Origin of the sequence: Termitidicoccus mucosus (assembly GCF_038725785.1) — a bacterium.
Taxonomy (GTDB): domain Bacteria; phylum Verrucomicrobiota; class Verrucomicrobiia; order Opitutales; family Opitutaceae; genus Termitidicoccus; species Termitidicoccus mucosus.
Genome location: NZ_CP109796.1, coordinates 7062449 through 7083776, shown reverse-complemented (window position 1 = coordinate 7083776; position 21328 = coordinate 7062449). Strand labels below are relative to the sequence as shown.

Sequence of the window (21328 nt, the reverse complement as noted above, 5' to 3'; positions counted from 1 at the left end):
GATCCGCCAGTCCCGGCCATCTTGTTATCTTTACAGTATGAAAATCGAAGTCATCGAAATGTTTCCGGGCGGCGGCACTCTTCTTGATGCTCTAGCCACGGGGCTGAAGCAGGGAGGAGCGGCAGTCTCTGTTGGTGGCTTGATCGAGCTTGAAGCCCGCTACCTCGCGGTTTCTGCGAAGGCGCACCCCGAGGCTTCAACATGGAACGGTTCGGCTGGCGAATGGCATCCAGCGGAGCTTTCCACACCGCGCGCATCCGTTCGTCTTTTCGCCGCCGGCATCCCCTGCACCGGTGCCAGCAAGGCCGGCTTGAGCAAGAACGGCCTTTCGTACGCCGAGGAGCATCCCGACGTGGGCTACCTTTTCCTGCCGACGATCCACTACATCCGGCTGCACAAGCCGGAGATCGTCGTTTTGGAGAATACCGACACCTACCGGGGCACGCTCTCGGCGCGACTATTGCGCGACGCCCTCACCGCCTCCGGCTACACGTTCGACGAGCGCGTCGTGAATCCATTGAAGGAATTCGCCACGCCCAGCCAGCGCAAGCGGTGGATTCTCGTGGCCTCGCGTGTCGGGCGGTTCTCATGGATTTACGAGGCGAAGGCGTTCGCCAGCACGTTGGCCGACTACCTTGATCCGGAAGGGCCAGAAGACGACGCCGAGAGTGCCACGCCCAAGCAGGTTGCGGCTGCGGACAAGTATTGCGCCCGCAAAAAGGCCGAGGGCGCTGGCTTCGCGCGCACGATCGTCGGGCCAGAAGACTTGAGCATCGGGGTTGTGCCGAAATCGTATGCCAAACGCCAGCACACGGCAGTCTACGTTCGGACAAAAAAGAGCTACCGGATGCTGCGCCCCCGCGAGATCGCGCGCCTCCACGGGTTCAAACGCGATCTGTTCGCCGGTCTGCCCAAAACAACCCAATATGAACTCTACGGGCAGGGCGTCGTCGCCCCGCCCTTCATCTGTCTTGGCGAGTGCATCGCCCGGTTCCTGAACGGCGAGTTGGCCGGCGTTCCCGCCGGCCAACTCGAATTGTTCGCGGGGTGATGCGTATCTCTGCGCCAGCTCGGACAACCGCTCGGCGTTATCTCCTTCGATCAATCGCTCCAACCAAGCCACAACTCTCAAAACTATCTTCCCTTCATGAATTCGATGAATCCCCAATCGCCGGAGACGGCCCGCCTTGTTGACGACGGGAACTCCATCACCCTTCGCGGCAACAGCGTATATTTCGCCAGGGTCAAGGCACCTCCCGGCATCGGCGCTGCGCCGACAAGTGAACCTTCAGTAAAGCCTTTCGGGATCGGAGACACTGTGCGCGTCAAAATTCCACAGGACCATCACGACGAAATCTGCCTCAAATATAACGATCAGACTGGCGTCATCGTGGATATTGAGGCCATAGACGAGAACGGGCCGGAGATGCTCTCCGTCCGTTTTGCCGATGGCTATCGAGACGGATTCGACGCGGGCGAGTTCACCCTGGTCTCGCATGGGCAGCCGCAGGACACGTCGAATGTCCGCTTCCTGCTCGCTTCGTCAACGATGCTCAATGCGCTGCGCGAAGCCGAGAATGCCCTCGAAATCCTCGCTGAGGCTCACGAGCAGGAGACCGAAACGACCGAGGCCGGCGGATGGGCGACGGATGCTCTCCGCGTCGTTCGAAAGGCACTGCGTGATGCCGAACCCCCGAAGGGGGTGATGGCGCTGTTTCGAGTCTCGGCGAATGTTGTGCTCGTCGCCGATGGCATCGAGGCATACGACACCGAAGCCGCACAGCGATACGCCCGTGAATCCCTTGAGAAGGCCCGGGGCGACATCGACAACACCGAAGTCAATCTCAGCTTTGCCGACGGCAAAAAGCGTGACGCGATCTTCTCCCTTCCCACCGAGATCGAAGCGGATGTCTCCTTGGTTGACGGCGAGGAGGGAGACCCGAACGGGATGATGGAGCATGGCGTGTTCGAGATCAAGGTCGCCGCGACCGTCGAATTCGATGTGGAGGCTTCTGCTGGGGCGACGCCAGTCGAGATTATCAACCGCGCTCAATCGCTGCTGTCCAAATCGGAGGCTCTACGCAAGTCAAAGCGGCTCGTCACCCTGCTGTGTGAATACGGCAAGGCGAAATTCGGCGACGAGTGGTGGCCCGGCAGCCCCGGTGCCTACCTGCCCGGAAAAGATGCCGCGGAACTTGAGACATTGGTCCAATGATCAGGAGCATTGGCGCAACTGCCCGGGTCGAACTCGCCGCACAGACTCAATCACTCCGCCCCCCTTGCAAATGAATAAAATCATCACGACCATCCACACCGAAATCGGTTATTCGAATAATGTCGCCATCGTCGAGGAAACACTGATGGGGTGCTTTGGATTCACCGACAACTCGCACGTCCTGACCGCCGTGGCGGCTCACGTCTGGAGTCAGATCTGCGCGACCGGAGAGCAGAAACGATGGGGAACGCCCGAAGTGAAGCATGCTCTGGATTGTGTCCGCGCCCGCCTGGCCGATCTGGATGTGGCGCTTGGCAAAATCTCTCCCGAGGTCGCACCTTTGCGGCTCTCTGGTGTTTTGCGCCGGCATTGCCGTGAAAAAACCGCCGGCGGAACAGACGTGGCGCTCCTGACGCAGGGCAGCCAAGATGAGGACGAGCCTGTCGCCGTGTTGTGCGGTGCCGGCGCGCTTGAGGTGGCCAGGCAACTGCTCACCGCCGTCAACGGACGGGCGCCCCGCTGTTTCGGTGCCGCCGCCCGGGAGCAGTAGATATGGCACCCGCCTCTTCAAACAAGACTGTTTAGGCTGGCGAGAATACGGTCTTGGGATCTGACGAGCGGTCATCAGACCAGATCCGTCGGAAAATTTCCAAATCACAACCGCCCTCCGGCATTTCCGGAGGGCGGTTTGTTTTCCATCCGGCACCGCCCCCCCCATCCCTTTCACTTTATATATCAAATACCATGAGCAAAACTTTCATCCAACTCTCCCATCTGAAACAGGCGGCCACGCCTCCCCATCCCCTGCCGCAATCCATCCTGCTGGCGCTGGTTTGCGAGGCATGGCCTTTCGTGCTCAAGGCCAAAATCAAAAAACCCGGCGCTGAATTTCATCTTTCCCCCGGCTGGGAAAAAACAGCGATGGAAGTGCTCGGGCAACTGTTCACCTGCTTTGAGCAGGACCCCGCCACCCATAAATGCCTGCGCGCCTACATGGCAAAATGGAAACGGGGCCGCCGGCTGCTCACGGAAGATTGCTCGGTGGATGACTCGCTTAAAATTTTGGAATTGATGCAGTATCGAAAACTAAAATACCAATTCAATCACTGCCATCCCAAGGCCGTGTCCGTCCAGCAAATCCCAGTATCCGTCAACTCAATGGGGCGGCTGGAAACCGGCATACGATACGGCTACCCGAGGGATGGTTCATGCTGGCATGTCACCAGCCAGAGCCACTGGCATTTGAGCCCGAAACCAAAGGGATTTCACAAACAACTTGGCCAACACCCCGGCGAGGCGCCCGGCCAGTGCCTCAAACGCATGATCGCGGCCATCGAAACCGTGCTGGAACCCATGCCCGACCGGGAACACGCCCAGCCTCATTGGAAATGTCCGGCCCCCAGTCACGCCCTTGTCGTGAAACGGGAAAAAATATTCGAGCACCTGCGCGAGGCCACACGCTGGAAATTCGAATCTTTCAGATCCCCCCTCGCACCCGACCCGCAAACTGCGGCTTTCTTTGGCGACACGCCGACCTTGGAAAACCAAACCGTCCAGAACGTGCTCTCCAGCCTGATTGCCGAGTTTTACACCGGGGAGCTACCTCCCGTCATCATACATATGCTGATCTTGGAATTTCAAAAAGCGCGAAAGATTCTTCACCTGAACCAAACCGGGGAAAAATTCCTGCGCTCCATGAAACGCGGCTACGGAAAATTGCACGGCAACGACCTTCCCGGCCCCGATTATACTTTGTTCGATCAATGCAAAAAAGCCGCCGCCCGGGCAAAATGTAAAATATACCTGCTCCTGCCCAAATCATCCACAGGCATGGGCGGGCTCGAATACATACCGCTCAAATATGTGCGGATTAACAGAAAAGAACACTGCCTTTATCGCAGGGGGAGCAGATCCGAAGAGGACGGTGGCGGCCCGGATGACAAATTCGACCTGGGCGAAATCCGGCTGGTCTGCTGCGCGCCCGCCTCCTGGGAATTAGAAAATCCAAGATAACAAACAGGGCATGAAAACCAAATTCCAACTTCTCGACACGACCGACCCGAGATTTATCAGACGGTTGGCAAAAGAAATCAACCTCCACTGCGAAGAACACGGTTTTTATTCTGACTTTGGCGTGACATCGGAAATGAAATGCGGCAGCCGTAAATTTCATGGCCATGTAAAAGTCGCAAAAGGACGCCTGATGGCCCGCGAAATTCGAATCGGCACCCTGAATCAAGGCTGGACGATTGATCTGACCGGCGTCGAATCAGTCGAGGGAAACGGACAAGGGACGATATACGCATCCCGCCGCCTGAAAAATAAGCGAAAACCTCGGACGTGACAATCGCCCGGGCCAACTGTCCTCCCGGCACGGGATGCGCGCCCTCTCCTCCTGAATCTCCACAAACCGCCCTCCCCGGCATTCCCGGGGAGGGCGGTTTGTTTTTTATCCCGGCACAGGTCCGAAAACCAACCCGCTCACCCATTACGCTCTCGCACGCCTTCCGTGCACGCACCTCTCCCCTCAATCCATGAAACCGAATCGACATGCCTCCTTACACCGCCTCTGAAACCGCGATCCCGCACGAACACCGCGCCCAAATCAACACCGGCATCCTCGCCTTGATTCGCGGAGGCAGGCAACCCGGCCAAACCAAAGTGTTTCAAGGCTACACCGGCAAAGGCGGCCTTCACGGACTCGTCTTCGGCGACTTCGCCGGCAGGCATGACTATTCCGCGGCCAAGCGCGCCTTGGAACAAGGCCAGTTCTTCACCCCGGACTGGATCGTCAGGCTCATTGCGGACTTCCTGGCGCCCGAACCTGCCGAAACCGTGATCGACCCGGCCTGCGGCTCAGGCGCCTTCGCCAATCATTTCCCTGATAATTTCACCGGCGGGGACATCGACCGCGACAGCCTCGACGTCGCCCGGTATTTATACTCCAAGGCGACATTTCATGAAACCGATCTGCGCGACCCGCGCCATGCCGGCGTATATGATTATGTGGTGGGAAACCCGCCGTTCGCACTGCGCTGGACCGCCCCGGCCTGCCCCATGGGCAACGAACTGCACGCCGCCTCCAGCGAGGACGTGTTCCTCTGGAAAACCCGCGAACTGGCCAAACCCGGCGGCTCCGTCTGCTTCGTCTGCCCGGAGGCATGGCTGAGGGACGACATCATTCACGCCAAGGCGATAAAATTCATCCGGGAACATTTTGTGTTCGCAGCCGAAGTGCTCCTGCCCGCCGACGCGTTCAAAAACGCCGGGGTCGCGGATTTCGCGACCAAAATCATCCTGCTGCGCAAACTCATCCCCAACGAAAAGCCTTCGGATGCGCGGCCCGTCGTCATTGATGGGAAAAACCTCCCGCCTCTGGAAATTCTAAAACAGTGGCGCGACGCCACCCCCGACTACCGGCAATTCCGCGCCGGACTCAAAAATCTGCGGGGGCAACTGGCCCGCGACATCCTCCGCGACCAAGCCAGCCGTCACGACACCCCCGTCCAGGAACGCTACCGGTTCCTCAACCGGCTGCAAAATTTGAGCAAATTCAAAGACTATAAAGATGAAGCCAAAAAAATCCTGACCATCTGGGAAGGCCGCGAGAAAGAAGAGGAACGGCCCGAGGGCGAAAAGAACGACTCGTTTTATTTCCAAAACTGCAAACCGCGCGCCTCGCGGCGGCTTAAAAAGGCGCTCCGGCAGGCCAACCATCCCCAGGCCGCGCAACCGGTCATCCGCGTCATCAGGGACAAACACGGCATCCGCGCCAAAGCCTGCAACACCGCCGCCCAACGCCTGCTTTCCAAACACCCGCTGGACTGGCCCAACTCTTCCCTCCACGACAATTCCATCGCCGACTGGCATCTCCGTCAGGAGCAGAAAGCCCTCGCCGAAACAATCGCCCGTCACAACACCAAGCCTTCAAAAAACAAAAACCGGGAACCCATCAAATTCGAAAGACTCAACTGCGACAAAATCATCGCCCGCATCCAGCACGATCGGCAGTCGCTGGAAACCCCGCTGAAATCCGAACGAAATCCAACCGGCCTCGACCAAGCCACGGAATTTATGGAAAATTTCTACGGAAAACTGGCGGGCAAGGGCATCGAGATACGTGGGGCGCAAATCCAGAAGCTCGCCCGCGCCGCCCTCAAGCCGTGCGCCTGGCTCGCCTGGGAAATGGGCTGCGGCAAAAGCCTCGCCGCCCTCGCATGGACGGCGTTCAAACACGCCCGGGTACCCGAAAACAAACCCGCCTTTGCTCTCATCACCAGCTCCGCCCTCGCCATCGAGCTGCACTGGAAACCCTATCTGGAACACTTGGAAATCCCGTTCATCCAGCCGGACTCGCGCGAGACTTGGAAAGTCCTCCAAAACGAAACCAACAATCCGGCCCGGCTGCTGCTCGCCACCCATCACCAGCTCGCCAAACACGCAAAACTCATCCGCGACCTGGGGCGCCGCGGCCTCCTGCGCACGGCCATCATCGACGAATCCGACGAATTCGCGTCCCGCGCCGCCGCCCGCTCCCGCGCCGCCATCACTGCCTTGCGCAAACTCAAACACCGGCTGCTCCTCACCGGCACCCCCACCCGCAACCACGCCTCCGAACTGTTCAACCAGCTCACGCTGCTGCTGCACGGCCAGTCCTTCTTCCGATGCATCGCCCCCACCGTGATCAAACTCGACAAGAAAAACGACTGTTTCAAAACCGAGTCGAATCCCGATTTCCACCAGCCCTACTCGGGCCGGGGAGGATTCGCCTTGTTCAAACGCGCCCACGCCCCGTCCCGCCCCACCGTCATGGGCGCCCAAAAAAACATCCCCGACACTCATTGCGAGGCCGAACTGGTCGCCTTCCTCGATCAAATACGCTCCCGGCTCCGCCTTTCCGAAATCCTCGACCACACGCCCTGCACCCATCAGGTCGTCAACCTCACCCTCTCCCCGGCTGAACAAACCGCCTACGATACATTGCAAAAAGACATCCGCGACATCGCGCGCAAGAATCTGAAAACCCTTCAAAATGCCGCTTTGTGGGGCGACCGCAAAAACGCGCTGCTCGCCTTGGCGCACGCCCTCCGCATGCTCCAGCAAGCCGTCTCCCCGGCCCCCGAAGATGATCCCAACCCCACGTCCAAGGAACGGGCCATCATCCGGCTCATCCGCGAGGGCGGCAATTCCCACACAGCCGTCGGCACCATCTGGAAAAAAAATGTCCCGCGCCTGGCGGCCACCCTGCGGCACGTCTTTCCCGACCGGACCGTCATCGATTTCGACGGGGACGACTCGTTCAGACAACGCGCCGAAAAACTCCGGCAGCTCAACGCCGCCCCGTCCGCCATCCTCGTCTCCACCCAGCAAAGCTGCCGCTCCTCCCTCAACATCCCCATCGTCTCCGAAATCATCGCCGAAGCGCTGCCTTGGAACTTCCCCGCCCTCAACCAATGGGCCATGCGTTTCTGCCGCTTCACCTCCAAAAAAACCGTCAGGGTCCACATGCTCGTCTCCATCGGCACCATCGAGGAACGCATTTTGGGACTGCTCATGCGCAAACAAAAGGTCAATAAACCGCTCGCAGGCGACGACTTCGTCTCAGAAACCGACCTGCTCGACGAATACGGCATCGAAAGCTCCCCGCTGCTCGAACTCGCCCGCTACCTCGCCGGCGATGCCTACATCACCCCGTCCCTCCTCGACCGGCCAAACACCACCAGTCGCCAGCTCGCGGCCTGAGCCGCTCCACCCGCCGCTTTTCATCCAACACCATATCATGAATACCAACACCACGCCCGCCGCCGGCCAGCTGGAACTGCCGGTCGCAACCACACCGGAACCGGGCAAAACCAACCACCGCAACACCACGGCCCCGGCCGCGCCAGACAATGCACCCGACTTTTCGGAATTCCTCGACGCCGCGATTTCCGGCTCCACCGGCGCCTGCCCGCAACCGGCAACACCCGGCGACGATTTCGACACCATCGAGACCGCCGCCAAAATCTTCCACGAACAACTCGAAAAATTAAAAACCATCTTCAAGGAAACAGCCAGCCGGAATCCTTTTAAGAAAAACACCAGAGACTATGATTCCGACAATCCGTTCAAATACATCGAAGAAGACACCCTGGACAAACTCCACGAAAAAATATCAGACCTGCTGCTCAGATTCTACACCGGCAACTGCCTCACCCCCACCGGTCGCATAATCGGCAGTGACGAACCGCTCGAAACCTTCTGCAAAGCCGCCCAATTCGAACCCTCCCTCCGCAACAAATACCCCCCGCTAGACCAAATAACCGCCGCCGCCTTGCGCGAAGCCTTTCTCCGGCTCTATGGCGATCCCGTCGAATCCCGCGTCCGGCAACTCCGGCAAGCCACCGCCCACTATATAGGCGGCCACCGCCGCACAAAAGACAACACCCTCCCGTCGCCTTTCAATGACCGGGGCATACTCTCCTTTCGTTCCGGACTGCATCAGGAGGCAACCATGAATCCCAGAAAAAAGACACTCACCTACCAACATGAATACATAGCAAACTTCACAAACTTCCTGCGCCTTTGCCACTTCGCCCTCACCGGCGAATTCATCATCCCGGACGAAAGCTGGAAACTAAAACTGCCCTACGGGATGGACCACCTCCTCCACGAATTCGAGAGCGCCCTGCTGTTCAGGCGCCAAGTCGCACCGGCCAGCGGCATCAAATGGCTCCGATTCGCGGCCTGCAACTACGTCGAAATCCTGCTCGAACCCAAGGTCGACGCCTACTTCCGCGCCCTCATCGAGGAGTGCAGAAACAACCGGGAGCCCGAATAAAAAAACTGTCCCGAAAAATAAGATTGATGGAGTCACCGACTTTCAGCGCAGCCACGATGAGCGCGAAGGTTGATCACCGATGATCGCTGTCTTCTCTGCAATTTTTCATATCATGAGCACTCTCAAAAAATTCATTCCTGTCACGACAAGAGCACTTGCCACCGAATACACTAGGCGCGTTCAGACCGCCGACCGCAACAGGCGACAGTTTGAGATAGAGAGCCCGACTGCAATCTCCACATCGCTTTGGCGCGATGCCGCCGCCGACGTTGCTCGAATCTGCATCAGCCATAGCCGTGCCCGGGCTCGCGCACGTCTGTTCAGAAGAGCGAAGGAGTGCTCCCACATGGCAATAAGTAAGACGTATCGTGACGCTGCCGCGAAGCTCGGCTCCCAGCGCTGCCAAAGGAGGACATCATAAATCAACCCCAAGTTCCGAATTTGAATACGTCGTCACTGATAATCGAGGTAGATATACTATGTATATTTTGGCCAATATCAATTAGATCTTACCCCGGCACCAATCCCACCTCAAAATCATAATTGGCATTGACCACGCTGCGCGAAATTCGCGCGATGCCGCGTCACCGCCAGAAACACTCGACCACTTTGCTGGCCGGTTATCGGAACGAAAGGGAAAGGTTGGAAGCCCTGCGCCGTTATAGAGGTTGGCGTTGCCCGAATCTGCATCAGCTATAGCCGTGCCCGGGTTGCCTGCAAAACAGGCAACCGAGGGCAGGCTCTGCGCCATGGAAGGACCGATTCACGTAGCACAAAGATCCTTTTTCCTCCCGGCAAAAACGGATTCCCATGAACCCCGCACCTAAAGCAATCATTCCGCCCACCACCCCGGAAACCTATCTGACGGGGCAAATAGCGCTAAACATCCCCGCTCCGGAGGGAACCTGTGGAGACTGGCATGCAGAAGCTATTTTTGACAATCCCAACGCCAATATTGCGAGACACCGGGCCGGGGGTGCCGGCATGTTTTACAATACCAATCCCCTTCTAAGGAATCTGGGCATCCATGAATGCAGCCAATGGTTCATCCAAAAACACCATCCCGTCCCCGGTCCGGTGTATGCCGCCAACCACTACCGCGCCATCCTCGACATGGTAATCAATGCCTGGGCAAAAAACAGAGTCCCCGCCCCGATGTCTTTCTTCGACTACATTTCAGAATCCCGCCATCAGATGGAATTTCTGAAAATCCTGCGAGAAATCCCAAAAAAAGTTTCCCCAAGAACTCCGGGATGCGTTCGCCTTTTGGCTGCGGACGGAACGCCGCATCGAATACAAACGCTGGCACGAATAATCAAAGCCAACCGACTCCCTATAACGCAACCCTGATCGTAGTCAGGGCTTCCTGCGCGAATTTCAAAAAAAACGGAAATACTCATACCATTTTCCATGAATATCTCCGCGCACACCTTGGAAATCGACAACCGGCAATTCGTCGGCAGGATGCGCTCCTTTCTGCGCAAACCTCACAAAACCAAACTCGTCACCACCATGACTCTGAAAAAAGCACTTTGGTTCTCCCGCCACGAACCAACCCCCGGGCAACTCGCCTCCGCCCGCGACCGGGGTTTCGAAATCATCAACATCCCCGAGGGCAAACTTCGTGGCGCCGCTCCTCTCAACAGCGTCCCCGAGGGCATGAGCATGCTTTGCGACCTGCTCGACACCGCGCAAAACCTGGGTGCCTCCGCCTGCTTCGGCGTGTTCCCCACCGCCTTCCTCGCGGCCCACTTCAAAAAAAATACGAACAAGGCCGTTGCCGTGCCCCTCTCCGGCCTCCCGGACACATCGCGCCCGCTCCGTCTCTTTGCCAGCATCACGACACCCGTCCAGGAAGGCGGCAGCCCTTCCCTCACCCATGTCTCATGGGAACAAATCGCCTGAGCACCATTGCGCAAAATAAACCACTCCGTAAACTACAGGCATCCGGCATCTGAAGTCCCAAAATTAAAACCTGCAAAAAACCTCCGGGCCTTCGATTTCTCAGGCCCGGAGGTTTTTTTATATGCCATCCTGAACCCATCCCGTCCATGAGCCTTTTTTCAAAGTTTTCCGGCCACACCGTGAGATTTCCCGCCTTTCCCTCTGCCTGCAACAACCCAAAAACGTTCTGCAAGTGGACCCGCGCCCCGGAATACGTGCGCAGTGCCGTCCAGTCCCGCGCCTCCATGTCCGAGGCATGGGAACAAAGCTCCGACCCGGAACTCCTGGCCCGCATCATCCTGCTGTCCGGCCACAAATACCTCCTGCACGAGCTCAGTCTCTGGGTGCTCGAATGCATCCGCGACCCATCCCTGCCATTGCCGCCTTGCAGCCACTGCCGCAAGGCCATCCAAGCCGCCTCACGCCATGCGCGTTCCGGCGGCAAAACCACGGCAAACCTGGACCCGATCCGTCACGACATCCTGCGCCACGCATGCACAGGCCGCACCGGGGATCCCGCCACGGCCTGTGCCCGCCTCGCCGTCGTTCACGCCACCAAAATCAACCAGCCGGAAAGTTGGCTGATCGCCCTCGCCGAAATCAAAACCGCGGCGACGGCCAACGCGTCCTCCGGATATGCCGCGGGCTTAAAGCAGTCCATCCACCGCCGGCACCTCGCACTATTCCGCCGCCGGTTCAACAATCCTTTCCTGAAACCCGAACTGGATTTCCGGCAGAAATTCCGCTCCCTGATTCTACGCTTCCATGCCGGCCACCGCCTGTCCCCGGTGCAATTCTGCGAAAAATTCCGCCTGGACGAAACCACGCGCGATTTCCTGCTCCGCCACGATTCCATGATGGAAGCATGGGACAACGCCCACACGCCCCAAATCCTCGCGCACATCCTGGCCAGACTCAGGCAAGCTCCCGATCCGGAGCTGCTCCGGCGATTCGCCTGCCAATGCATCCGCTCCTCGCCAGACCGCGAGCCCGCCGCCTGGGAATTGCTCGAATCCGTCGCCTGCCGGCAAACCGTCGAGATCGCCGAATTATTCTCCTTCGGGGTCTGCCCGCCCGCCGAATTCATCAACGCCAGACAAATCATCATCCAATTCTGTCGCGCCCGCGCCAAAAACAAAACCACCCCGGAATCCCTCGCCGCCCGCGCCGTCTTCCATGCCGCCGCTCCGGTCATGGACATGGCAACCGCGCTGCATGCCGCCCGCCGGTCCATCGACGCGGTCAAACTCCATTGTTTTCTCCATGCCCGGCCCCCAGGCATCGCCTCCGCATTTAAACAACACCAAGCCGGGTTATTCCGAAACTTAATCGCCAATCCGTTCGCAGGATAATCGCGAACCAAATCCCCCGGAATCAAATCCCCGGCATCCCGGCAAATCCATGACACCCGAACTATCGTTCCTAAATCTGCACGTCTCCACCTGCCCCGACACCAAACGCGCCTTCCTTTGCCTGCCGAAAATCGACGGCAACCTCGCCGAGGCATTCCCCATCGGCAAAGCCTCCCCAAAAATTGTCGCCCACACCCTGCTGGCGTATATAACAACGGCGAAAAACCTCGAAAAATACCGGCAAAATTTTGCCCGGCTCACCGGCATGCCCTTCGGCAAACCCGAGGTCACACGCGCGGAAGGACGCACCTTCCTCATGCTGCCCCACACAGACACAAAAAAACAAGGGGGAGCACTCCTCGCGGAGGTATTCGCATGCCCCGCCGTGCCCTGCGCAAAAGCCATGGCCCGCCCCGCAGCCCCGGCAAACACCTGCCGGAATTCCCCGGCCGCCACCGCCCGGAAAAGAAACACCACATGGGGGGATTTATTTCCCCATCTGAAACAAACCGGCGATAGCGAACTGGCCGCCATCGCCGAACACTGCGCCAATGTCGCCGATCTCCCCGACCTCTGTGGCGAAGTTGCACCTGAAATCAGACTTTCAATCGATAGTATACAAGGCATCCGAAGCGCCCTCAAAAACATGGCCGGACATGTTTCCGAATTGCTCGGAAAATTAAATTAAAACCACCCCCGCAAGCGTCCGGCCCGGCATCCTCCGTTCAAAGCACAAGCCATCTCATCCCGGCGCCATCCTCCGCCGGGATTTTTTATCTTCCCATGAAACTCCCCGCCTGCCGTTCAAACGCAAAAACCCTCCGTCGCCATCAACAACTCCTGCCCGCCGGCATCCCAAAATACATCCGGTGCTATGACAACGGTGGCAAAACCTTTGACCGCTACACTGTCATCTACACCGGCAGATATCCGAAAACAGGCGGCGAATTTTTCTACCGCGGCATGAGCAAGCACCCGTTCCATCCACAAGGGTTCGGCCAATCTGGCTCCCTCCCCTCCCCCGGCGATACCAACCGATGGGGCTACGCTCCGCAAATCGGACGAAAAAACCACCTGGGCACCCGCATCCCATTCTCCGACCTCCCGCCCGATTGCCAGATGGCCGTCCGGATGGACTACCTCTCACTCTGGAGTCTGGAACACACACCCATCGCAAAAAATCCGCCCGCCCCCGTCCGCGACACCAGTCGCCAAACGTAGCCTTTTTTCCCCGGCCTCGCCCTGACTGCAACCCACTCCGCGCAACCACATCTAATCACCATGAGTTCCGTGCAACTCGAACTGCCGCTGGGAGACCGCCTCCCGGCGCCGCCAGAATCCCCGCCCCCGCCGGAAATCCCAAAAATCACCCTGCCGGAATTCACACTCACAGAGAATTCCACCCCTAGGGACATCCAAACTTGGTGGGAACTCATGATCATAACGGTCGAACAAGAGCGAATCGCCGCAAAACCACGGCTCGACATTATAAAGTCCGAGCTGAAATCCCTCACCGGCAAACTCACCTGGGATCAACGCGAGCGGAAAAAAATCCTGCGTCAAAAACAAGATGAACTCGGAGCCACGGCCAACGCCATGCTGGGCGCATTCCAAAGGATATTTGAAACCACGCTGGAGGACTTCACCCCCAGTCTGCTCGCCATGCTCAGGGAAACGGAACTCAAAACCGAGGACAACGTGCTCACGGCCGCGGACGAATTCTGGGAATGCCTCCAGCGCCCGGACATCGAACACGTATGCCAAGCCTCCCTCCGCGACATCACCCGCCTGTGGCACGGTGAAAAAATCCCTCTGCCCGTCGCTTGAACTGGCCACTTTCGACCGCGGAATCAAAGACCCCGCCGCGTTTCTGATTGCCTGACCTCCGCGCCGCAAAGGCGCGTCCCTCCTTCCGCCCCGGCCGCAACGCCGGGGCGTTTTTTTGCGCGGACATCTTCCGGCTCCAAACCGGCGGAAACGGCATTCCATACAAGAAAATCAACGCCTCCCGCCGAAACGATCCCGCGTCATCACACCCGCTGATCACATCTCTCCACCATCAATACCAATCCGGGGCGGACCCATGTCCGCCCCGGATTTTTTCATTACAACCAAATCCAAAATCATAATATGAATTCCAATATAGAAGAAATCGCGGCCCAAATCCGCAACGCGGACCTCGCCTATTACAATTCCGACAGCGCCATGCTCGAGGACGCCGCCTACGACGCACTCAAGGACAGGCTGCGCCAGCTCGCGCCCGGCCATGACGTGCTCAAGGTCGTCGGCGCCGTCCCTTCTGAAATGCTGGCCAAGGCCAAACATGCCATCCCGATGGGCTCGCTGGACAAGGCGATGAACCAGGACGAGTTCGCCGCATGGATCAGAAACATGGGTTTCCAAAACCAGATGCTCACCGTTTCCATGAAAATGGATGGAGGCAGCGTCGCCCTTGAATATCTGAACGGCCGGCTCATCCGCGCCGTCACCCGCGGCGACGGCCTGATCGGTGAAGACATCACAGCCAATGCCCGGCAATTCCAAAACTGTCCGGGCGAGGACGTGAAAATCGCCGGCAGCCCTTTCACCGGTTTCATCCGCGCCGAAATCATGCTACTCAACGAGGATTGGAAAAAAGCCGACCCGGACTTTGTGTCCAACCCAAGAAACCTCGGCAACGGCATCGCCCGCCGCAAAAACGGCGAACAGGCGGAATTATTGAGCATCTGCGCCTTTCGCGCCCACTTCGAGGATGGCGACGTCATCGCCGGCACCGAGGCGGACATGCTTGTTCTGCTTGAGGCAGCCGGCTTCACCGTGTCGCCCTGGCGCCGGGGTAATGTCGGCGACGCTTGGAGATTTTATGAAGAAACCCGCGCGGGCCGGGCCACCCTCCCGTTCTGGATCGACGGCATGGTCGTGAAGCTCGACGATGTCCCGGCGCAAATCTCGCTCGGCGAACGGGACCAGCGACCCAAGGGCCAGATCGCGATCAAATTCCCGGCTGAAGGAGCCCGCACGGTGCTGCGCGCCGTCGAGCTGACCGTCGGGCACACCGGCGCGATCATCCCCACGGGAAAATTCGATCCGGTGCAGCTCGGCGGCACCTCGGTCTCAAACGCGCTCCTTTGCAACTGGGAGGTCATCCGCGCCCTCGATATCGCCATCGGCGACACCGTCGTCATCTATAAAGCGGGCGACATCATCCCGAAAGTCATGCAGGTCGTCACCCGTCCGGAAAATCGCATCCCGGTTTCCGAACCGTCCGCATGCCCCGTCTGCGGCGGGCCGGTCGGACGCAAAAAAAACGTGCAGGGCGGGGAATCCGTGATGCTGTACTGCCTCAACGACAACTGCCCCGCAAAGCTCACCGGCAAGATCGGCCGCTACCTCCGATCTCTCAATATCCTGGGCATCGGCGACGAGGTTCTTGACGCCTTGTGCAAACCCGGTGAAGGCATCCTCCCCGACATGGATGCAGGCTCACGATCCGTGAAACTCAAAAGCCCGGCGGATCTCTATACACTCAAGGATGATCCCGAATTTTTGGAATGCCTTCCCCTCGGGGATAAAAAAATCAGGCTCGGGGCGAACCGCGCCCGGAAAATCATCGGGGAAATCGAGGCGAAACGCGAGCTCACGCTTCCGGAATTTCTCGGCTCGCTCGGCATCGACGGCCTGGGCAAACGCCGTGTCGCCCTGATTCAGGAGGCCGTCCCCGGCCGCATGGACACGCTTGATGACTGGCTCTCCGGCAAACTCGGAGGAGCTGAATTCGCCGGGGCCGCCGGTGTGCCCAATATCGGCCCCGTCCTCAACGAGGCCCTCGTCGCAAACAAAAGCCTGATTCAGGAATTCCTCGCCAACGGCGTCGTCATCAAGGCAACCGCAAAGAAATCCGAAATTCCCGGCGCGAAATCATTCTGCTTCACCGGAGCCTCCTCGGTGCCCCGCTTGCAGCTCAAGGCAATGGCGGAAGCCAAAGGGCACTCCGTGAAGGACTCCGTGGGCAAGGGCCTCGACTATCTCGTCATGGCCGACCCGCACTCGACCTCTTCAAAGGCCGTCAAGGCCCGCAACCTCGGCACAAAGTGCATCAACGAGGCGGAGTTTTATACAATCCTCGGCTGAATTCACAGACAGGGAGCCGCCAGTCTAAAACACCAAAACATAAAAGATATGATTTCAGTCAAAAGTAAGAACGATGACCTCTTTCATGCCGCCAACCCGGAGGCCGTCGTAACGGCCAAAACCCGCATTGCGCTCCGAATCAGAACATCAGGTCACAGCATTCCCAAGGGCACTTCATGCTCCATCCTTTTTGGCACCATCAATGATGAATGGGCTCTGCGCGCAAGCGGTGTCGCGGGCGAGGGCGACACCCTGTTTCATTTCTCCATCATCTCTAGAGTGGTCACTCGATTCTTTGAGCCGCCGACGCTGGAAGCGCTGGCGAGCGAGGTTTTCAGCGACAGTATATGCCCGACCGTACTTGGGGGCACCGCGGAACCGGACGGCATGGATGAAGACGGTTCTCCCTCCTGGCTCCTCGCATTGGGCCTGATTTGACCCGTCCGATTTCGCTTCATCACTGATTGGGCCGGGGCACCGGCTCGGCATGATTCCATGCCCGATGCCTGCGTTCCTTCGCCTGTCCTCCCGGACCTCCGAAGCAGAATCCCTGATCCAGTAGTACTGGCGCCACCACCGACAACGAAAACGGACAATGCAAACGTCCAGCTTGCCATGCTTATGAAAATTAAAATGCCTGTTACTTGGGAAATGTGCGGGGTTGTTGAAGTCGATGCGGACACGCTCGCGGCTGCCATTGGGAACTTCGATCCAAGGCAACACCATCTCCCTCTTGACTCCGAATACGTGGACGGATCATTCCGCCTGACGAGTGAATCGCCCGATGAGGTGCTGGCCATGACCCATTCTCCAACAAAAGAGGTGAAGGACACCAGCGCGGTCGCGCAACCGACTGCAATAAGATTATTACTGGGCATGCACTTGACACAAGTCACCAAAATAGAAAACTAGCCTCATGAGCACCGCGACCTTATCTGCCCGCAGCCACAGCCACGTGGGGAAACTGATATTCCTACAAGGCGATGCACTGGGAACTACCTGCGCCGTGCCAGAAAAGCTGGTAGGCCCGGACTTGAAGGTTGATTTGGACCAATACCTTTTCTCCGGATGGGCATCTCGAAATTGCGGGCTGAATCCCAATGCAATTGGATCCCATCTCTACCCCAAAGTCCCCAGTGAACTTGTTTCTCCGGAAATTGCGGCTCGCTACAAAGAAAAGCTCAGAAAAATCGGACGCTACGCGGACTAAACACCGTGCAAAATAAATCAACGGCGAGACAGAAGCTCACCGAAGCACTTCGAGACGCGCTGGGCGAGTGCCCTCATTTCCCAGCGGAAATTATCTGGCTGGAAACAAATGCCCTTAAATTCTGGTGTGGCGTTGACGACCTCGTTTGGAAAACAGTCTACGACGACAAGACCACACGAGGTGTCTTGCGAACGACCGGTGAAATTGTGATCCCCGGAGCGAAAACGCGCCAACAACATCCAGAAACTTTGAAGCTGGGAATCCATTTCAAGAAAACTTTCACCAGCGACTCGCCTCCCTTAAAACGAGGCGAATCGCCGGAGATCGAGGAGAGAAACACACGCAAGGCAATCCAACTACTGCCCGTTGACATCAACGACCACTTGATGCCACTCGGGGCCTCTCCTTTAATTTTCCGCAGCCGGGTGGTGATTGGCGAAACGTTCGCCTCATTAAGTCCCTTCACCAACGAGAACTATCGCGACTCAATCAATTTGATTCTGGATCCTCAGATAGTCATGAGGCTACAGTTTCAAATTCTTCAAGCGTTCGCATCGATTCAAACGCTCCACCGACATGGAGTATCTCACGGAGATCTCCACTTTGAAAATATCGTCTGGACTCGAAACGATGATTACCCGGCACGTCCGATTGATTTCGGATCGGCAATCTTCCGAGCAGAGGCAACCCCGGAAGAATGGGACAAATCCTGCCGGGACGATTTCGAAGAATTCCATAGGGAAGCAGGGATCCTCCAACTAAATATCAAAAGGCGATTGAAAGGTCAGGTCTTCGAGGAGAGCATCGTAAAAGCCGAGGAGCTTTTTCCCGACGATATCGCAAAAGAATTAAAGAACATTGGAATATCCGATAAAGAGCTATAATTTCCAACTCGGCGAAGTCGGAACCAAAGTGAGGAGTGAGTAGCGAGCATCACGTAGTTCGGACTTTCGCTCTCCTCGTTGCTTTTAGAATTATCGTCTCAATCACATGATCGTTGTTCGCGAGTGAGGGACTAACAAGTTAGCGCAATCTGGCGCTTCGGGATCGGTTCATGGGCCACGGCCTGCTGATGCAACCGGTAAAACAACACGCCTCGCGAACCGATAACGTCTGAAAAGTTGCGCAGATTTATTAAAGCGATAAGCGCGAGGGAAAACCACCCCCGATGAATCAAAATCCCGACATGATCAGAAGCCATCTGGACAAGGTGGTGGTGAGCACGGTGGAGCAGACGCGATAACGCGATGCTCGATGCCGAAGCCGCGCTGTTATGCAAAGCCGGACGCTACGAGCACATCGAGGAGTGCGTAGACACGCGAGCGGGACATTACCAACGGCAGTATCACACGAAGGCGGGCAAGGTGACGCTGCGCATGCCCAAGCTGCGAAAACTATAAGCCGCTTGAGATACGCCTAGACCGCACTGAATACGAGAATGACTCCCCTCAACACCCCTCGGTTCCTTCCGTCGGTCGGAATGAAATACCGGCAACTTTCGCATACAATGATGCATAGCTCAATTGGCGCCCTGCGGGCCTTTCCTGCGAAATACTGGTTCAATCTAGCGACGAAGGTCCCTGCCTCGCCAATGGAGAGCCTTCTTATACTAAACCCAGCCATGCCAAGGACACACGCACGCTATTATCTAAAAAAACATCCAAAAACAACTTCGATAGGCGCGACAGCGCCACTCCTCTTTTTTCCAACCATTAGCTGAAGGACACAAAATCATGAAATCCCCCCTCTCTTCCCACTATTCCGAGGCCATCGCCTTTGCCCTCGAAACCCCGGCGGGAATTTTCCGCGAACTCTATACGCCGGGTCTTTATCTCTGCACCCACCGTGAGCCAACCGGACGGCCTCAGTTCACCGACAAAGTTTATCTGGAAGCATTTGAAAAAGTCCCCGGTGGAATCGTGTTTCTTAACTGGTGGGCTCCGGTCACCCGCCCCGCCGTCCGGGACTTCTTTGCCGCTCTGGCCACAAGCAGGGTGGAGCATGTTTCACCCCGCCCCTACCGTTTGGGCCAGTCTTGCGACGGCACGACCTCGTCCCCGGTTTTTCATGCCTTCCGGGTCGCTTGTGACGCGCTCGGCTTGGATGCGGACGATCTCCACCGGAGGGCATACCCCGAGGAAGGGGACGCGCCGCCCGACTGGCCCGGCCGCCAGCGTCATGCCGAATGGCAGGGCGGCGTTGAATGGCCGGAACGGTGGGATGCCACCGCCGTCGCCCGGCTCGCCGACTCGCTCACCGAGATAAACAACCACCGCCTCCGGGATGAATTTGAAACAGCGGCGAACGCACTTTTTGAAAAAACATGACTGACTCCGCATTCCATGTTTTCACCGTGCGCGGGCGTCCCGTCGAGTTCAGGCCGTCGCAATTTGGCGGCGGTCTTTTTGCCGTCGAACGAGGTGCGTTCCCGGCCAGCCCGACCGGCTACCGCTCGCTTGCCGGGCACTTTCCGCAATTCGGTCCTGGCAATCCCGAGGACCTCTCCGTCGATTTCCTCGAATCCCTCGCCGAGGCATACGACAAAGACCGGGGCGCCTTGCGCACCCGCCTCCACCGTATCGCGCGTGGCGGCGATTTTATCAGCATAAGCATGGCGGCGGTCGAGGCCCTCGATCATGGTTTCTTCGCCCCGCCGGAGGAGCACATTGCCCTATGGCAGGAGGCTTACCGGCTGTTTTGCCTGATCGACACGCTCCCGCGATTTCAGCCGCAACCCTACTCCGCGGCATGGACGCCGGAGTATTGCGCAAAAGCCCTCGCCGAGCAACGGGCGCTGCTTCGCTTCGTCCGGCAACTCGCCACCGGCAGCTTCCCCCCTGCTCCCCACAAGCTGTTTGGGGCGAAAGCGTATCTTTCCTTGCCGCCCAAACCGGAGGGCGAGCCCGGTTTCATCCTGCCCGGCATCGCGTCCGAGTTTGCTTTTGACCTTTCCACCCCGACGGACAGCGATGATGGTGAAACCGATGACGCAGAGGCAACCGGGGCGGCGGGCGAAGACGCCGGTGCCCCGCGGGACCGCGGTGGCCACGCGCAACCTCCGCAGGCAACCCTCGCCGTTCAACTGAACCTGTTTCAATAATTCCCTTAATGATAAAAAAAGCCCGCGGAAATCTCCGGCGGGCTTTTGTCCACCCGGCGCCCCCAGCCAGCCCGCAAACCACATAACCCAAAACATCATGGCAAACTATACAGGCATCGCGCGCACCAATTATTTCAAAGTCAAAGACAAGGCCGCATTCCGCTCATGGGCGAAAAAATTCGACCTCGAAATCCTCAAAAAATCCGGTAAGTTCGCCCTGCTGCCGGAAGAACACAGCGACACCGGCGGCTTCGACTTGCGTGACCCGCGCACCGACGAGGACTTTGATATTTGCGAGGAAATCGCCCGGCACTTGGCGGATGACTCCATTGCGGTAATCATGAGTGCCGGACACGAAAAGCACCGGTACATCTACGGTTGGGCCGAGGCAGTCAATCACATGGGGGAACGCGTCCAAATCACACTCGATGAAATCTATCAGGCCGCAAAAGAAAAATTCGGAAAACTACCCTCACGAGCGGAATACTAAACCGCACCGAACAACCCTCTAGCGGAAACCTTTATACAAACCCCAAAGGCGACGCGGGCAGCGGTC

General features: G+C 57.9%; 21 protein-coding genes and 1 pseudogene. All 22 read left to right on the top strand.

The window, feature by feature from the left end:
- Positions 1-37 precede the first annotated feature (37 nt).
- Complete coding sequence (locus OH491_RS24935) at positions 38-1051, top strand: DNA cytosine methyltransferase (RefSeq protein WP_068768527.1); 1014 nt, start codon at positions 38-40, stop codon at positions 1049-1051.
- A gap of 96 nt (positions 1052-1147) precedes the next feature.
- Complete coding sequence (locus OH491_RS24930; protein WP_145928487.1) at positions 1148-2215, top strand: hypothetical protein; 1068 nt, start codon at positions 1148-1150, stop codon at positions 2213-2215.
- Between the two features lie 70 nt (positions 2216-2285).
- The gene (locus OH491_RS24925) at positions 2286-2765 is read left to right on the top strand and encodes a hypothetical protein (protein ID WP_068768529.1); all 480 of its coding nucleotides are present in this window, start codon (positions 2286-2288) and stop codon (positions 2763-2765) included.
- Between the two features lie 194 nt (positions 2766-2959).
- The gene (locus OH491_RS24920; protein WP_068768530.1) at positions 2960-4228 is read left to right on the top strand and encodes a hypothetical protein; all 1269 of its coding nucleotides are present in this window, start codon (positions 2960-2962) and stop codon (positions 4226-4228) included.
- Positions 4229-4238: 10 nt separating this feature from the next.
- Positions 4239-4559: a hypothetical protein gene (locus OH491_RS24915; RefSeq protein ID WP_068768531.1), complete on the top strand. Its 321-nt coding sequence runs from the start codon at positions 4239-4241 to the stop codon at positions 4557-4559.
- Positions 4560-4765: 206 nt separating this feature from the next.
- Entirely contained in the window at positions 4766-7957 is a 3192-nt protein-coding gene (locus OH491_RS24910; RefSeq protein WP_068768532.1) for an N-6 DNA methylase, read from the top strand.
- A gap of 37 nt (positions 7958-7994) precedes the next feature.
- The gene (locus tag OH491_RS24905; RefSeq protein WP_068768533.1) at positions 7995-9035 is read left to right on the top strand and encodes a hypothetical protein; all 1041 of its coding nucleotides are present in this window, start codon (positions 7995-7997) and stop codon (positions 9033-9035) included.
- 810 nt (positions 9036-9845) lie between these two features.
- Positions 9846-10385, top strand: coding sequence for a hypothetical protein (locus tag OH491_RS24900; RefSeq protein ID WP_145928488.1), 540 nt, complete (start codon positions 9846-9848; stop codon positions 10383-10385).
- 60 nt (positions 10386-10445) lie between these two features.
- Positions 10446-10940, top strand: coding sequence for a hypothetical protein (locus tag OH491_RS24895; protein WP_068768535.1), 495 nt, complete (start codon positions 10446-10448; stop codon positions 10938-10940).
- Between the two features lie 146 nt (positions 10941-11086).
- Positions 11087-12331 carry a hypothetical protein gene (locus OH491_RS24890; protein ID WP_068768536.1) on the top strand — a complete coding sequence of 415 codons (1245 nt, stop codon included), beginning with the start codon at positions 11087-11089 and terminating at the stop codon, positions 12329-12331.
- A gap of 49 nt (positions 12332-12380) precedes the next feature.
- Positions 12381-13019 carry a hypothetical protein gene (locus OH491_RS24885; protein WP_068768537.1) on the top strand — a complete coding sequence of 213 codons (639 nt, stop codon included), beginning with the start codon at positions 12381-12383 and terminating at the stop codon, positions 13017-13019.
- Positions 13020-13114: 95 nt separating this feature from the next.
- On the top strand, positions 13115-13552 hold the full coding sequence (locus tag OH491_RS24880) for a hypothetical protein (protein WP_068768538.1): 438 nt from the start codon (positions 13115-13117) through the stop codon (positions 13550-13552).
- Positions 13553-13612: 60 nt separating this feature from the next.
- Positions 13613-14158 carry a hypothetical protein gene (locus OH491_RS24875; RefSeq protein WP_068768539.1) on the top strand — a complete coding sequence of 182 codons (546 nt, stop codon included), beginning with the start codon at positions 13613-13615 and terminating at the stop codon, positions 14156-14158.
- A gap of 303 nt (positions 14159-14461) precedes the next feature.
- Complete coding sequence (gene ligA / locus OH491_RS24870) at positions 14462-16462, top strand: NAD-dependent DNA ligase LigA (RefSeq protein WP_068768541.1); 2001 nt, start codon at positions 14462-14464, stop codon at positions 16460-16462.
- Positions 16463-16510: 48 nt separating this feature from the next.
- Positions 16511-16900, top strand: a complete 390-nt coding sequence (locus OH491_RS24865) for a hypothetical protein (protein ID WP_068768542.1) — start codon at positions 16511-16513, stop codon at positions 16898-16900.
- A gap of 57 nt (positions 16901-16957) precedes the next feature.
- A complete protein-coding gene (locus tag OH491_RS24860) occupies positions 16958-17374 on the top strand; it encodes a hypothetical protein (protein ID WP_145928489.1) in 417 nt (138 codons plus the stop codon).
- 4 nt (positions 17375-17378) lie between these two features.
- Complete coding sequence (locus tag OH491_RS24855) at positions 17379-17672, top strand: hypothetical protein (protein ID WP_145928490.1); 294 nt, start codon at positions 17379-17381, stop codon at positions 17670-17672.
- A gap of 5 nt (positions 17673-17677) precedes the next feature.
- Positions 17678-18556 (top strand): hypothetical protein, encoded by an 879-nt coding sequence (locus tag OH491_RS24850; protein WP_145928491.1) that lies wholly within the window; start codon positions 17678-17680, stop codon positions 18554-18556.
- 284 nt (positions 18557-18840) lie between these two features.
- Positions 18841-19069: pseudogene (locus OH491_RS24845) on the top strand (transposase); the annotation flags it as partial.
- Between the two features lie 336 nt (positions 19070-19405).
- Entirely contained in the window at positions 19406-19999 is a 594-nt protein-coding gene (locus tag OH491_RS24840; RefSeq protein ID WP_068768545.1) for a hypothetical protein, read from the top strand.
- Positions 19996-20772: a hypothetical protein gene (locus tag OH491_RS24835; RefSeq protein WP_068768546.1), complete on the top strand. Its 777-nt coding sequence runs from the start codon at positions 19996-19998 to the stop codon at positions 20770-20772. Before OH491_RS24840 ends, OH491_RS24835 begins: the two co-directional genes overlap by 4 nt.
- Positions 20773-20869: 97 nt before the next feature.
- Positions 20870-21262: a hypothetical protein gene (locus OH491_RS24830; RefSeq protein ID WP_068768547.1), complete on the top strand. Its 393-nt coding sequence runs from the start codon at positions 20870-20872 to the stop codon at positions 21260-21262.
- Positions 21263-21328: the final 66 nt, after the last annotated feature.

Coding starts and splice junctions, on each gene's coding strand:
- OH491_RS24935 (WP_068768527.1), top strand. CDS start 38: ATGAAAATCGAAGTCATCGAAATGTTTCCGGGCGGCGGCACTCTTCTT.
- OH491_RS24930 (WP_145928487.1), top strand. CDS start 1,148: ATGAATTCGATGAATCCCCAATCGCCGGAGACGGCCCGCCTTGTTGAC.
- OH491_RS24925 (WP_068768529.1), top strand. CDS start 2,286: ATGAATAAAATCATCACGACCATCCACACCGAAATCGGTTATTCGAAT.
- OH491_RS24920 (WP_068768530.1), top strand. CDS start 2,960: ATGAGCAAAACTTTCATCCAACTCTCCCATCTGAAACAGGCGGCCACG.
- OH491_RS24915 (WP_068768531.1), top strand. CDS start 4,239: ATGAAAACCAAATTCCAACTTCTCGACACGACCGACCCGAGATTTATC.
- OH491_RS24910 (WP_068768532.1), top strand. CDS start 4,766: ATGCCTCCTTACACCGCCTCTGAAACCGCGATCCCGCACGAACACCGC.
- OH491_RS24905 (WP_068768533.1), top strand. CDS start 7,995: ATGAATACCAACACCACGCCCGCCGCCGGCCAGCTGGAACTGCCGGTC.
- OH491_RS24900 (WP_145928488.1), top strand. CDS start 9,846: ATGAACCCCGCACCTAAAGCAATCATTCCGCCCACCACCCCGGAAACC.
- OH491_RS24895 (WP_068768535.1), top strand. CDS start 10,446: ATGAATATCTCCGCGCACACCTTGGAAATCGACAACCGGCAATTCGTC.
- OH491_RS24890 (WP_068768536.1), top strand. CDS start 11,087: ATGAGCCTTTTTTCAAAGTTTTCCGGCCACACCGTGAGATTTCCCGCC.
- OH491_RS24885 (WP_068768537.1), top strand. CDS start 12,381: ATGACACCCGAACTATCGTTCCTAAATCTGCACGTCTCCACCTGCCCC.
- OH491_RS24880 (WP_068768538.1), top strand. CDS start 13,115: ATGAAACTCCCCGCCTGCCGTTCAAACGCAAAAACCCTCCGTCGCCAT.
- OH491_RS24875 (WP_068768539.1), top strand. CDS start 13,613: ATGAGTTCCGTGCAACTCGAACTGCCGCTGGGAGACCGCCTCCCGGCG.
- ligA (WP_068768541.1), top strand. CDS start 14,462: ATGAATTCCAATATAGAAGAAATCGCGGCCCAAATCCGCAACGCGGAC.
- OH491_RS24865 (WP_068768542.1), top strand. CDS start 16,511: ATGATTTCAGTCAAAAGTAAGAACGATGACCTCTTTCATGCCGCCAAC.
- OH491_RS24860 (WP_145928489.1), top strand. CDS start 16,958: ATGCCCGATGCCTGCGTTCCTTCGCCTGTCCTCCCGGACCTCCGAAGC.
- OH491_RS24855 (WP_145928490.1), top strand. CDS start 17,379: ATGAGCACCGCGACCTTATCTGCCCGCAGCCACAGCCACGTGGGGAAA.
- OH491_RS24840 (WP_068768545.1), top strand. CDS start 19,406: ATGAAATCCCCCCTCTCTTCCCACTATTCCGAGGCCATCGCCTTTGCC.
- OH491_RS24835 (WP_068768546.1), top strand. CDS start 19,996: ATGACTGACTCCGCATTCCATGTTTTCACCGTGCGCGGGCGTCCCGTC.
- OH491_RS24830 (WP_068768547.1), top strand. CDS start 20,870: ATGGCAAACTATACAGGCATCGCGCGCACCAATTATTTCAAAGTCAAA.